Source organism: Hoeflea sp. (genome assembly GCF_039975035.1).
Lineage (GTDB): Bacteria > Pseudomonadota > Alphaproteobacteria > Rhizobiales > Rhizobiaceae > Hoeflea.
Window position 1 is genome coordinate 1 of the sequence record NZ_JBDWHW010000021.1, and the last position, 14,082, is coordinate 14,082.

Annotated in this window: 10 protein-coding genes; 6 read left to right on the plus strand and 4 right to left on the minus strand. The window is 58.0% G+C overall.

Annotated features, from left to right (window positions below; genetic code table 11):
* Positions 1-985 (minus strand): extracellular solute-binding protein (locus ABJN75_RS01625; RefSeq protein WP_348436211.1); only part of this gene is annotated, 985 nt, incomplete at its 3' end.
* A gap of 238 nt (positions 986-1,223) precedes the next feature.
* The gene (locus tag ABJN75_RS01630) at positions 1,224-2,696 is read right to left on the minus strand and encodes a PLP-dependent aminotransferase family protein (protein WP_348436213.1); all 1,473 of its coding nucleotides are present in this window, start codon (positions 2,694-2,696) and stop codon (positions 1,224-1,226) included.
* A gap of 116 nt (positions 2,697-2,812) precedes the next feature.
* Here ABJN75_RS01630 and ABJN75_RS01635 point away from each other — a divergent pair, with 116 nt between their 5' ends.
* The 5 genes from ABJN75_RS01635 to ABJN75_RS01655 all read left to right on the plus strand — a co-directional run bounded on the left by ABJN75_RS01635 (position 2,813) and on the right by ABJN75_RS01655 (position 8,929).
* On the plus strand, positions 2,813-3,928 hold the full coding sequence (locus ABJN75_RS01635) for a mandelate racemase/muconate lactonizing enzyme family protein (protein ID WP_348436215.1): 1,116 nt from the start codon (positions 2,813-2,815) through the stop codon (positions 3,926-3,928).
* Positions 3,929-4,017: 89 nt separating this feature from the next.
* Positions 4,018-5,010: an aldo/keto reductase gene (locus ABJN75_RS01640; RefSeq protein WP_348436217.1), complete on the plus strand. Its 993-nt coding sequence runs from the start codon at positions 4,018-4,020 to the stop codon at positions 5,008-5,010.
* A gap of 175 nt (positions 5,011-5,185) precedes the next feature.
* On the plus strand, positions 5,186-6,886 hold the full coding sequence (locus ABJN75_RS01645; RefSeq protein ID WP_348436219.1) for a sugar phosphorylase: 1,701 nt from the start codon (positions 5,186-5,188) through the stop codon (positions 6,884-6,886).
* 11 nt (positions 6,887-6,897) lie between these two features.
* Positions 6,898-7,692 (plus strand): HAD-IIB family hydrolase, encoded by a 795-nt coding sequence (locus ABJN75_RS01650; protein WP_348436221.1) that lies wholly within the window; start codon positions 6,898-6,900, stop codon positions 7,690-7,692.
* 19 nt (positions 7,693-7,711) lie between these two features.
* Positions 7,712-8,929: a glycosyl transferase gene (locus ABJN75_RS01655; RefSeq protein ID WP_348436223.1), complete on the plus strand. Its 1,218-nt coding sequence runs from the start codon at positions 7,712-7,714 to the stop codon at positions 8,927-8,929.
* Between the two features lie 74 nt (positions 8,930-9,003).
* Here the strand turns inward: ABJN75_RS01655 and katG are convergent, their stop codons facing one another.
* Positions 9,004-11,217 carry a catalase/peroxidase HPI gene (gene katG, locus ABJN75_RS01660; protein WP_348436225.1) on the minus strand — a complete coding sequence of 738 codons (2,214 nt, stop codon included), beginning with the start codon at positions 11,215-11,217 and terminating at the stop codon, positions 9,004-9,006.
* Between the two features lie 251 nt (positions 11,218-11,468).
* On the opposite strand from katG, the gene ABJN75_RS01665 reads away from it, so the two are divergent.
* Positions 11,469-12,374 carry a hydrogen peroxide-inducible genes activator gene (locus ABJN75_RS01665; RefSeq protein ID WP_348436227.1) on the plus strand — a complete coding sequence of 302 codons (906 nt, stop codon included), beginning with the start codon at positions 11,469-11,471 and terminating at the stop codon, positions 12,372-12,374.
* A gap of 14 nt (positions 12,375-12,388) precedes the next feature.
* Here ABJN75_RS01665 and ABJN75_RS01670 read toward each other — a convergent pair whose 3' ends face one another.
* Positions 12,389-14,002: a thiamine pyrophosphate-binding protein gene (locus ABJN75_RS01670; protein WP_348436229.1), complete on the minus strand. Its 1,614-nt coding sequence runs from the start codon at positions 14,000-14,002 to the stop codon at positions 12,389-12,391.
* Positions 14,003-14,082: the final 80 nt, after the last annotated feature.

Genomic DNA, 14,082 nt, shown 5'->3' on the forward strand with positions numbered 1-14,082 from the left:
TGTCGATGTCTTCGTCGGTGAAGGCTGCATTGACGGCGGCCTTCTTGTCATCGGGAAGCAGATCCTTGCCACCATTGACCGCAGCAATGGCGCCAGTGCTGGCAGACATGATCTTCACGTTTTCCGGCTCGAGCACGAAGTTGATCCACTTGTAGGCGGCATCATCGGCTTCACCCTTGCGCGGGATTGCGAAGGTGTCGATCCAGGCAAGTGCGCCGGTTTTCGGCGGCACGAACACGATATCCTTGTTTTCGCCATAGAGCTTGTAGGCGGTCGAATCCCAGGTTTCGGACGCAACGATCTCGCCCGACATCATCATCGCCGAAAGGTCGTCGCCGCCCTTCCAGTAGGCCTTGAGATTGTCCTTGCAGGAAATCAGCTTGTCCGCGACCTTGTCGAGAATGGTCTGGTACTTGTCGAGGTCGGCATAGGCTGCAAACGGATCCTCGCCCATGTCGAATGCCATCCCGAGAAGGATCGTGCGCTTCAGGCGCATCGAGGTCTTTCCCTTGTATTGCGGGTCGCACAGATCGCCCCATGCCTTGACGTCAGGCGCCATTGACGTGTTTGCCATCAGGCCCGAGGTGCCCCATTGATGCGGCACGGCATAAACTTCGCCATCGATTGTCGTGTTGGCCTTGACCCCATCCAGCAGCTTGGCCTGCATGGCGGAGGTGTTGATCTTGGAAAGATCCAGCGGCTTGTAGATGTTGTATTCCTGTTGCACCGCATAAATGCGGTCATGGCTCGGTTGCGCCAGGTCGAAACCGGCACCGCCGGTTGCCCGCAGCTTGGCGATCATTTCCTCGTTGTTGGAAAAAGTCACCTCGACAGTGATGTCGGGATTTTCCGCTTCAAATTTCTTGACCAGCTCGTCAGGAGCGTAAGAGCCCCACGTCAAAAGGCGCAAGGTTTCTGCCTGCGCCGGAACGGCTGCCATGACGGTTGTGGCCAGAAGCCCGGCCATTGCTATTCTTATGATCATTTTCTACTCCCTTTGAACCCTCTGAATATCAGCGCATTATTGCTTATAACCCGCGCAGATGACAAGAAGCGTAGTCCCTCATTGGACTGCACCTCATATCCATTATAGATATTTTTCCATACCAATTTGTGACATTCAGCCACTTCTGTACAGAGCATTGCACCGGAGTCAATTGAGCGCAATACGGGCGAGCGATTGAGTGCCGGTGCAAGGCCAGTTTTGGCATGAACACAGCATGTCAGGCAAACAGCTGCGCCATGACATCCATGCCCTGCCTGATCTCGCTTTCACTCGCCGCCCCGTAGCCAATCACCACCCCCTTGCGATCTATCGGGGCAAGGCAGTAGCGGCCGATCCCCGACAGGGTAAGCCCTGCGGCGTTCGCCGCCTCTATGAAATCATCTTCGCTCCGGTCCGGATCCGAAAAATAGCCCACCGTGTGAAACCCCGCCGATGCGCGCTGCACAAGCATATGCGGTTCAAGCCGTCTGGCGTTCTGGTGAAGAACTTCGTGCTTCTTCTTGTAGTGTTGCCGCATGGTCCGGATATGGGTGGAAAAATGCCCCTCATCGATAAAATCCGCAACGACTGCCTGCGGCCAGGTCGGCACGCCGCTCAACGCGGCCGAAAAAACCGTCATCATGGCTCCGACCATGCTGGCGGGTGCAATCAGAAAACCCAGCCGCAGCGAGGGAAATAGCGTCTTGGAAAAGGTGCCCACATAGATCACACGGCCATGGGTATCGATGCTCTTGAGCGTCGGAAGCGGTTGATCGCCGAAATAGAAATCACCGTCATAATCATCTTCCACGATAAAAGCGTCGGCCCGGTCCGCAGCATCCAGCAGCGCCAGACGGCGTGACAGGCTCAAGACCTTGCTCAAGGGCTGCTGATGCGATGGCGTGACAAACGCCAGCCTGAAATCCGGCGCTTTTGCGAGCCCGTCATCAACGACAATGCCTTCCTCATCCACCGCAACCGGAACAAGCTCCCCGCCTTGTGAAACAAACGCGTTGCGGGCTCCAATGGCGCCGGGATTTTCGAACCAGACCTTATCGCCCTGGTTGAGCAGCATGCCACCGATCAGGGAAAATGCCTGCTGGGCTCCTCCCACAATGAACACTTGCTCGGGATCGCACTGGATACCGCGACTTGCATTGAGATGCGCCGCGATTGCCGCACGCAGCCGAGGCAGTCCAAAAGGGTTGCCATATCCCATAACTGCATCCCGGTCCGTCCGCAGGTGTCTGGCCGAAAGCCGCGCCCATTGCGCCATCGGAAACGAGTTCAACGCCGGGAGCGCGGTGACGAAAGCCTGGGATTTGTTCGGCAGTCGTCGTCGCTCGGCAAACAGGCCGCAGGCCTTGAGCGTTGATTGAGACAGGCGCGGCTGTATCTCGGCACCGTTTTTGGCCGTCTCCGGCCTGACCCGCACCCTGCCCGTCATTGTGTGGCTGACAAATGTCCCCGCACCGATCCGCGATTCCAGCAGTCCCTCCGAGATCAGACGGCTGACCGCATCGAGCGCGGTTGTGCGCGAGACGCCGACTTCACTCGCAAGGGTGCGTGTCGCAGGAAGACGCTCCCCTCCGCTCAGTCCGCCAGAAAGGATGATGTCACGCAGTCCCATATAAAGCTGCACACTTATTTTCCGATCCTGCAATCTGTCGATCCGGATCGAGGAAAGGATCGCGCCCGCCTTGGTTTTCATAATTCTCCATCCGTCGCCGGTCAAAATTGGTTTGCAAGCTTTGCCAGATTGGACCTTATCGTAAGTCCAATCGAGCCGCTACGGTCTCACCAAATGTCAGCACGGAATCGAACATCATGAAAATTTCTCACATCGAAACCTTCACCAACGAGTTTGTCTGCTTCGTCAAGGTAACCACGGATACAGGCGATATCGGATGGGGCCAGGTGGCGCCCTATTACGCCGATATCACCGCCCAGATCGTGCACCGGCAGGTCGCCCCCTACGCGCTTGGTCAGACCGCGCTCGACATTGATTACCTGGTGGATCTGATCCCCGAGAAAGAACACAAATTCCCCGGCTCCTACCTGAAGCGGGCCATTGGAGGCTTGGAAACGGCGCTCTGGGATTTGCGCGGACGCCTGGAAGGCAAGCCCGTGTGCGAACTGATCGGCGGAACGCCGGGCACCATTCGCGCCTATGGTTCCTCGATGAAGCGCGACATCACGCCCAAGGACGAAGCGGCGCGATTGAGCCGCCTGCGCGACCAGTTCGGATTTGATGCCTTCAAGTTCCGCATCGGAGCCGAATGCGGCCGCGGCAAGGATGAATGGCCGGGCCGGACCGAGGAAATCGTGCCGACTGTGCGCAAGGCCATGGACGACACCGTCGCGCTGCTGGTCGACGCCAATTCGTGCTATGCCCCGGCCCAGGCAATCGAGATCGGCAAGATGCTCGAGCAAAACGGGATCAGCCATTTCGAGGAACCTTGTCCCTACTGGGAATACGAGCAGACCAGGCAGGTCACCGAAGCGCTGTCGGCACTGCCTATCGATGTCACCGGCGGCGAGCAGGATTGCGAACTGCCGAACTGGCGCTGGATGATCGACATGAAAGCCGTCGACATCGTACAGCCCGACATCTGTTATCTGGGCGGTCTCACCCGCACATTGCGCGTGGCGGAGATGGCGCACAAGGCAGGGCTGCCATGCACACCCCATTGCGCCAACTGGTCGATGGTGACGCTGTTCACCATGCATCTTCTGCGCGCTATCCCGAATGCGGGAAAATATCTCGAATTCTCCATCGAGGGCGACGACTATTATCCGTGGCAGGACGGTCTGTTTGTCAAATCTCCCTATGACATTGTTGACGGCAAGGCGACAGTTACCAACGCACCCGGCTGGGGCGTGGAAATCAATCCGGTCTGGCTTGAAAAATCCAGCCATCAGATCAGTTCTGTCGGGGCCTGACCCACAGTCGGCAACCGGCAGCCTTTCGGATTTCAACAAGAATGCGGCGGCCAATTGTCCAGCCGTGTTTCTGCGGCTAGAAAGACCGGATGAAACATCGTCAATTGGGAAAATCCGGGCCTAGCGTTTCCGCGATCGGGCTCGGATGCTGGAATTTCGCCGGGCCCTACGGGCCTACCTCTGAGAAAGAGAGCCACGAGACCTTGGCTGCGGCAAAGGATCTGGGGATCAACCTGCTCGACACCGCCAATGTCTATGGCATGGGGGTGTCCGAGAACGTTATCGGGACATACCTGAAGCAACACCCGGGCTACTTCAAGATCGCAACAAAAGCCGGGATCCGCCGCGATCCGTCGACCGGCGTCCGGCACTTCGACAACTCACCCGATCATCTCAGAAGCGAACTTGAAAACTCGCTTCGCAGACTCGGCGTCGATCATGTCGATCTGTTCTATGTTCACCGGCGTGAAGCTGAACGGCCAATCGAAGAGGTTGTCGAAACCCTGCAGCGGTTCAGGCAGGACGGCAAAATCGGCGGCTTCGGCTTTTCCGAGATCTCGCCTGCTTCACTGCGGCTTGCGCATGCAGTTTCCCCGGTAACAGCGGTGCAAAGCGAGTATTCACTGTGGACCCGACAGCCGGATCTGGGAATGGTGCAGACCTGCGGGGATCTCGACGTCGCTTTCGTCGCCTTCTCCCCACTTGGACGCGGTATTTTCGCCGAACAAGCACCGGATCCATCAACGTTTGGAGATGGCGATTTCCGCAAGGCGAACCCGCGCTTTGTCGAACCCAACCTGTCCCGCAACATCGCGGCAATCACCCCGTTCAAGAAATACGCCCGCGATATCGGCGCCACGCCAATCGCTCTGGCCATTGCCTGGCTTCTGGCGCGTGGACCGCACGTCATCCCTATTCCAGGAACCCGGTCAGCCACCCATCTGACGGACTGCGCCAATGGCGTCTCCCTGGACCTGACCTCGGACCATCTCGCCGAAATCGAGCGCATCCTTCCTGCCGGCTTCGCCCATGGCGCGCGCTATTCAAGAGATCAGGCAATCGGCACTGAAACCTATTGCTGATCACCTCAACCGGTCGGCCTGAAACGAGCCGGGATGGAAAATCCGGATTATCCGGCTTGCCTTCAATCCCAATAGTGCTAAAAATTTAGCCATGGAGAATTTTTGTGCAGATTCAACCGCAACTGTAACCGTAACTCCGAAGCAGATTCCAAAGCGTTTGCGCGAGGGGCTGCAGATGCTGTTGCAGTCAGTCTATCCGGACCATGATCCCCAGGCACTGCTGGCGGGAACTGTTGAAGCGTTTTGGCCCGGCGATGAGAGCCCCAAGCGACGCGGCAGGGCTCCGGCAAATACGCTTTGGAGCGAAAAGGACAGCTATGTCATCACCTATGGGAATACGTTTGTTAATGGCGAGCACAAGCCTCTGGATCTGCTGTCGGATTTCCTTGACACCCGATTGAGAAACATCACGACCGGCGTGCATATCCTGCCGTTTTTTCCCTACACGTCAGACGACGGGTTTGCCATTACAGACTATTACGCGGTCGACAGCGGGCTTGGTGCCTGGGAAGACATCGGGCGCATCGGGGAGAATTTCCGGCTGATGTCGGATCTGGTGATCAATCACTGTTCAAGCCAGAGCACCTTCTTCACCGAATACCTCCGGGGGCACGCCCCTTACGACAGGTTCTTCTTTGAAGCCTCACCGGAAGACGACCTCTCGATGGTGGTCAGACCCCGCGCGCATCCGCTGCTCAGACAGGTTGAGACGGCCAGCGGAATCAAGCATGTCTGGTGCACCTTCAGCCACGACCAGGTGGATTTCGATTTCTCCAATCCCGAAGTGCTGTTCGAATTCCTGCGCATCCTGCGCTTTCACATGTCCAAGGGCGTTAGAACCTTGCGGCTGGATGCGATAGCGTTCCTCTGGAAGGAACTCGGCTCGCCATCGATCCATTTGCGCCAGACCCATGAGATCGTCCGCTTGATCAGGTTGCTGGCCGACTATGCAAGAGAGCCTCTGGTTCTGCTGACCGAGACCAATGTGCCCAACACGGAGAACCTGAGCTATTTCGGCAATCGCAATGAAGCTCACATGATTTACAATTTTTCATTGCCGCCACTGCTGCTCCATGCCCTGCTGCACGGCACCTCGAAGCATCTCAACGCCTGGCAGATGACCATGCCGCCGGCGCAACTCGGGTGTAGCTATTTCAATTTCACAGCGTCGCATGACGGGATCGGCATGAGACCCGCGGAAGGCTTGTTGAGCGAAGAAGACATCGCCCGGGTAATTGAGACCACACAGAAGTTTGGCGGCTTGCTCTCCATGCGCCAGATGCCGGATGGCGGCACCCGGCCCTATGAAATCAACATCGCCCTGTTTGATGCGTTGAAGGGAACGATAGACGGCGAGGACGAATGGAATATCGAGCGCTTTCTGTGCAGCCAGATCATTGCCATGGGGCTCGAAGGCATTCCCGGATTTTATATCCATTCGCTGCTGGCCACCGGCAATGATCACGATGGTGTTGAAAAATCCGGGCACAACCGGGCGATCAACCGGCACCGCTGGCATTACCCCGATTTGATCGAACATCTGGACAACCCGGCCAGCACCCATTCCCAAGTCTTCACGGCACTGACGGGAATTTTGAAGAAGCGGACCAGGCAGGCTGCGTTTCACCCGAACGCCACCCAGTTTACACTTCAGTTGGGCGAGCGGTTTTTCGGTTTCTGGCGGCAGAGCATGGACCGGGCGCAGAGCATATTCGCGATCCACAACCTCAGCAATGAACCTGCATCAATTCCGGTCATGTCCCTCAATCTGATTGGCGGAGAAAGCTGGCGGGACTTGCTGTCGGATGAGGACATACCCGGACCTGGCGGCGAAATCGAATTCACACCTTATCAATGCCGCTGGATCACCAACTGACAGATGAAATCGTGACCGCTCGCCCCATCAACAACCTGATTGTTTTCACCGATCTCGACGGTACGCTTCTCGATCACGAAACCTACTCCCATACCGAGGCCCTGCCGGCGCTCAGTCTCCTGCGACAGCAGAAAATTCCGCTCGTTCTGGCGTCGAGCAAAACAGCGGCTGAAATCATTCCCTTGCGCAAATCGCTGGGCTTTTGCCACTGCGAAGCCATTGTCGAGAACGGATGCGGCATTCTTGAAGCCGGCAATGACGATCAGGGTTCCGGAGATGGCTATCACCAAATCCGCTTGATTCTGAACCGATTGCCGCAAAGCCTGAGACGCCAGTATCAAGGATTTTCGGACTGGAGTGCTCAGGAGGTTTCCGCGCAGACAGGATTGACACCAGTCGAGGCTGCAAGAGCCAAGCAGCGCCGGTTCTCCGAACCGGGACTGTGGCTCGGAGATGAAGCGGATCGCGAGGAGTTCGTGACAACCATCAGTTCACAAGGCCTGAGCGTCCTGCAAGGCGGACGCTTCATGACGCTGTCATTCGGTGGCAACAAGGCTGAACGCATGATGGAAATTGCAAAGCGATACGCATCCGGTGGGGAACAGCCTTTCACCGTGGCACTCGGTGATGCGGAAAATGACATTGCAATGATTGAGCATGCCAGGTTGGGCGTCATCATCCCCAATCCCGCCCATGATGGCATCCCGCCGTTACATGGCGAGACCACAGGCCAGATAATCCGGGCTCCATCCGCCGGACCCAAGGGATGGAACCAGGTAATCATGTCGCTACTCAAGCAGCAGTGAGAAATTCAGGAGAGAACAATTGGCCGATTTTCATCAGAATGGCAGCGTGGCGACGCTTCACAATCTCTCGCGAATGCCCCTGGAGGTGATGGAGGGCCAGCTTCGGCAATTTTCCGCCTCACGCAAGATTACCCTGATCTTGCCGTCGCTGTTTTCCGAACTGGGGCGCGTTGCGCTGTCCAACATTATCGATGAATTGAGCGGTGCTACTTATATCAACAACGTCATCATCGGGCTTGATCAGGCAACCGAGGAACAGTACCGCTTTGCCCGTGAGTATTTTTCACGCCTGCCGCAAAAACACGACATTTTGTGGAATGACGGTCCGAGACTGCAGGCGATCCACACTAAACTTGCCGAGGCCGGGCTAGCGCCGGCCGAACCGGGCAAGGGCCGCAATGTCTGGTACTGCATCGGCTATGCGCTTGCATCCCAGAACTCCGATGTCATCGCCCTGCATGACTGCGACATCACCACCTACTCCCGCGAAATGCTGGCGCGGCTGGTCTACCCGGTCGCCAATCCGGTATTTCCCTACCAGTTCTGCAAGGGCTATTATCCGCGCATAGCAGATGGGAAACTGAACGGGCGGGTCTCCAGACTGCTTGTTTCTCCCTTGCTTCTGTCGATCCAGAAGGTTTGCGGTCATCTCGATTATATCGAATATCTCAAGGGATTCCGCTATCCGCTGGCAGGCGAATTCGCCATGCGGGTCAGCATGCTTCCCGACATGCGAATCCCGTCGGATTGGGGTTTGGAGATCGGAGTCCTGTCGGAGGTCTGGCGCAACCTGTCAAACCGCTCGGTCTGCCAGGTGGATATATCCGATGCCTATGACCACAAGCATCAGGATCTTTCAAAGGCCGACGCCACCCAGGGGCTGTCGCGCATGTCTGTCGACATCTCCAAGGCTTTGTTTCGAAAACTGGCGACAGACGGCGTGGTCTTCTCGCAGGAAACCTTCCGCACGATCAAGGCCACCTACTATCGCACCGCACTCGATCTGATCGAGATGTATCACAACGACGCGCTGATGAACGGGCTCCACACCGATCGCCATCAGGAAGAAGAGGCTGTGGAACTGTTCGCAGCCAACATCGTCATCGCCGGTCAGATTTTTCTGGAGAACCCGATGGAAACGCCATTCATCCCGAACTGGAGCCGAATTCAGTCAGCAGACCCGGATCTGATGCGCAATTTGCATGAAGCGGTCGCCGCCGACACTGCGGCGGCATAAGCGCGCCATCCTGCTATTGCCTGTTAGTGATCCGGACGCGACTGGAAACCCAGCCGCGCCCGGACAAAGCGTATTCAGGACACGGCGAGATCGAAACGATCGGCGTTCATGACCTTGGTCCAGGCCGCCACGAAGTCCCTGACGAACTTGTCCTTGGCATCGCTCTGCGCATAAACCTCGGCAATGGCGCGCAGCTGCGAGTTCGATCCGAACACCAGATCAACCCGCGTGGCGGTCCACTTCAATTCGCCGGTCACGCGATCACGGCCTTCAAACTCTTCCTCGTCCTCATCAACGGCCGACCATTTGGTGTCCATGCTCATCAGGTTGACGAAGAAATCGTTGGTCAGCGTGCCCGGCTTGTCGGTCAGCACACCGTGCTTGACCTCACTATGGTTGACGCCGAGAACGCGCAACCCACCAAGAAGGGCCGTCATCTGCGGCGCGGTCAGCGTCAACAGCTGAGCCTTGTCGATCAGAAGTTCTTCTGCAGCCGTGGTGTAGCGGGTCTTGAGGTAGTTGCGGAACCCGTCAGCAGCTGGCTCAAGCACGTTATAGGATTCAACATCTGTCTGCTCCTGCGACGCATCCATGCGGCCCGGCGTGAACGGAACCTCAACGGTCTTGCCCGCAGCCTTGGCAGCCTGCTCGATGCCGACAGACCCGGCCAGAACGATCAGATCGGCCATTGACACCTTCTTGCCGTCGGTGCGGCTGTCGTTGAAGGCTTTCTGGACGCCTTCAAGAACAGCAAGTGCCTTGGCCAGCTTTTCAGGCTCGTTGGATTCCCAGTTCTTGGCGGGCTCAAGCCGAATGCGGGCACCATTGGCGCCACCGCGCTTGTCCGAACCGCGGAAGCTTGAAGCCGCAGACCATGCGGTCGACACCATCTGGGCGACCGAAAGTCCGGAAGCTGCGATCTTGTCCTTCAGCTCGGCAATGTCCGAAGCGTCAACCAGCGGATGATCAACGGCAGGAATTGGATCCTGCCACAACAGATCTTCTGCAGGCACTTCCGGACCGAAATAGCAGGTCTTCGGACCCATATCGCGGTGGGTGAGCTTGAACCAGGCCCGCGCAAAGGCATCGGCGAACTGGTCGGGGTTCTCATGGAACCGCTTGGATATCGGCGCATAGATCGGATCGAAACGCAGCGCCAGATCAGACGTCAGCATCCCTGGAGCTATACGTTTAGATGAATCATGCGCAGCAGGAACCGTGCCTTCGCCACCGCCATCCTTGGGCTGCCACTGCCATGCGCCAGCCGGGCTCTTGGTCAGTTCCCATTCGAAACCGAACAAATTGTCAAAGAAAAGGTTGCTCCACTGCGTCGGAGCCTGTGTCCAGGTCACTTCCAGACCGCTGCCAATGGCGTCCGCGCCAAAACCCGTGCCATGCTTGCTGGTCCAGCCCAGACCCTGCTCGGCAATGCCCGCGGCTTCCGGGTCCGCGCCAACGAGACCGGCATCACCGGCACCGTGGGTCTTGCCGAACGTATGACCTCCAGCAATCAGCGCGACGGTTTCCTCATCGTCCATGGCCATGCGGCCGAACGTGTCGCGAATGTCGCGAGCCGAAGCCAGCGGATCGGGCTTGCCGCCGGGACCTTCCGGGTTCACATAGATCAGACCCATTTGCACCGCGGCGAGCGGGTTTTCCAGCTCGCGTTCGGGGCGTTCGGGGTCATAGCGGGTCTTGTCGTCAAGCCAGGTGTCTTCCGAACCCCAGTAGATATCCTGTTCCGGCTCCCATATATCCTTGCGCCCGCCAGCAAAGCCGAAGGTCTTGAAACCCATTGATTCCAGCGCGACGTTGCCGGTCAGGATCAACAGATCCGCCCAGGAAATCTTGTTGCCGTATTTCTGCTTGATCGGCCAGATCAGCCGCCGTGCCTTGTCGAGATTGACATTGTCGGGCCAGCTATTAAGCGGCGCGAACCGCTGCGCGCCGGAGGTCGAACCACCACGGCCGTCGGCGGTACGGTAGGTGCCGGCGCTGTGCCAGGCCATACGGATGAAGAACGGACCGTAATGTCCAAAATCAGCCGGCCACCACTCTTTCGAGTCGGTCATCAAGGCGTGCAGATCCTGCTTGACTGCGGCGAGGTCGAGCTTCTTGAACTCCTCGATATAATTGAAATCCGCATCCATCGGGCTTGCGGCAGGCGAGTTCTGATGGAGCATGCTCACATTGAGCTGGTTCGGCCACCAGTCGCGATTCTGCCGTATGCTCATGTTCGTGGCACCGTGCACCACCGGGCATTTTCCCGCTTTCGGGTCTACATTCATATTGTTCTCCGATCCTGCCTGTGTCGTCGTGTTGCTCTCATGGCCAAAGCCAATTTTTCATCCGCGATGGCGAAGGTCCGTAACAGAAAAACACCTGTCTCGACCTCACTCCAGAAACCCCAGGTTCCGCGCCTTCGTCCGCTTGCGACGAAATGATAAAATTGAATGCTCTCCCATATAGAAGACAAACATAGCAAAGCCGTGTCATTGGATTAAGTTGTTTTTATTGATCATCATGATAATATTTGGTTATGAGAAACATGACGCTCAGACAATTGCGCTACTTCGAAGCCCTGGCACAGCACGGCCACTTCGGACGCGCCGCCGAGGCCTGCGCGATCTCCCAGCCAGCCCTGTCCGTGCAGATCATGGAACTGGAGAAATCGCTCGGCACGGATCTGTTTGAACGTGGCCGGCGTCAGGTTCGCTTGACCAGCTTCGGCGAGGAGTTCGCAGTGCGCGTCCGCACAATCTTGCAATCGGTGGAGGAACTGGGGGAATTGGCGCGGGCGTCAACGGAGCATCTGGTCGGCCGTCTTCGCATTGGCATCATCCCGACGATTGCCCCTTACCTTCTTCCGGCGATCATCGGCAATCTGACCCGTATAAATGACAACATTGATATCCAGGTGCGCGAAACCCTGACGCCCAGGCTGGTCGAGGAACTTCTCGAGGGGCGCCTGGATGCGGCCATCGTCGCGCTTCCGGTCTCAGAACCATCGCTGACCGAAATTGCGCTATTTGAAGAGAACTTCGTGCTGGTCAGGCCGCAAGGAGATGCCGGCAAGCCGGTGCCCGATCATGAGGACCTGCGCGAGATGAAACTGCTGCTTCTCGAGGAAGGCCACTGCTTTCGTGATCAGGCATTGTCGTTCTGCAACATTCAGTCATCTCGACCACGGGAAATCCTTGATGCAAGTTCGCTGGCCACCCTGGTCCAGATGGTTGGCGCCGGACTGGGTGTCACCTTGATTCCGGAAATGGCGATTGCAGTCGAAACGCGCTCTGCCGCTGTCTCCATATCACGCTTCGCCGCACCACAGCCGGCGCGAACCATCGGCATGATCTGGCGCAAGACCAGTCCGCTGTCCAAACAGCTTATCGAGATATCCGGTATCGTGCGCCGCCCGGACGCGGATGGTGGCCGCAAGGATTAAAACCCTTGCCCTCCTCAGTGTACCGAGCCGCTGGGCGCCGGCTGACCATCAATGACGACATTGACGCAAGCCACCTTGCCTGATGCCACCGCACGGTTGAGTGCAGCATCGAGATCCGCGAAGTCGGTGACATATTCACCGTGACCGCCAAGGGCTTCCACAGCTTTGTCGTATCGGGCATCGCTCAACTGGCAGCCAATCAGCCTGTCCTTGCCGTATTCGCGCAACTGGATCTGGTGTTCGGCATTCCAGCACGAATCGTTGCCGATGACGACGACAAAGGGAAGGTTCTCCCGCGCCGCAGTTTCGAATTCAGCAAAATGGAAACCTACGGTACCGTCGCCCATCAGCGCGAAAACGGTTGCAGCGGGCCGGGCAGCGCATGCAGCCAGAGCATAGCAGAGACCGCCGCCAATGGCGCCGGAAGGGCCATTGATGATCCGTTCGGCGGCATGGCTGCCGGCCTGGGCCCATTGACCGAACTCACCGCCGTCGCAGATCAGCACAGCCTCATCGGCGGCTTCGATCTGGCTCTGCACGGCTGCAACCAGTTGTGCCGGACTGATCTTGCCGTCGGCGCCTGGCGTTGTCGCATCATAGCTGCGCGCCTTGACCAGATCCGCCACCTGATGGCGCCAGGCGCGGCGTGCAGTGCCGCCCTGTCCCGCTTCCATCAACTGACCGGCGGCCTCCAGCGGATTGGCGTCGATCAGGTGCGCAAGCCGGTCGCCGAGATTGAGACCGGCGCGGTCGCGCTCGGTGACGTCGCTGTCGATAACGATCCAGCGGCAAGCCGGTTCAGCCACCGCCGCAGAACCAAAGCCCAGCGTGAAGTTCACCGGCTTGCCAAGCGAGATAACAAGGTCACTCTGTTTGAGCGCATTCGCGAAATCACCGAGTGACGGATCCTTGAGGCCGCGCGGGCTTTCCATCGCCAGCACCGGCGCATCAAGCGCATCCTGCAGGGCCGTCAACACCGTGCCTTGCCGGGTGGCGTTCATCGCCGGGCCGCACAGCACGAGCGGTGCCTTGGCCTGCGACAGCGACGCAAGCACCAGCGCCAATTCCTCGTTACCGATGCATACCTGATCGCGCGTCATTGACGCGGCTGTGGGCAGGTCTACGCCGCCGGTATCGGCTTCGACGACATCGAAAGGAAGCGCCACATGCACCGGCCCGGGCCTGCCCGACAGCGCGGTGCGAATGGCGAGCGCCACCGTCTCGCCCAAGGTGGCGGCGGATTTTGCGCGCGTTGACAACTTTGTCAGCGGCGCGGTCATCGGCACCTGGTCGAATTCCTGGAAGGCTCCTTTGCCATCCTGGCCGCGCGGAGAATCTCCGGTCAACAGCAAAACCGGGCTCTCAGATTGTCGCGCCGAAAAAAGCGGCCCAATGGCATTGGCAGCGCCCGGAGCCGCGGTCACCAGCGCAATGCCGATCTCGCCGGTTAATTGGGCCCAGGCATCGGCCATGAACACGGCTGCTCCTTCATGACGGGTATGAATGATCTCGATGCCGGCGCCCAGACAGGCATCATAGACCGGCATGATCTGGTTGCCCGACAACGAGAAGATTTTTGTCACCCCGGCCAAAGCCAGGGTCTCAACCAAAAGGTCTGCACCGCGCATAATTTTCATCCTTGTTCGGCCATGATCTGGAGGGCAGGCCTGTCTCGTTTGTGGGTATTGCAGGTCGTCGCCGTGGTCTG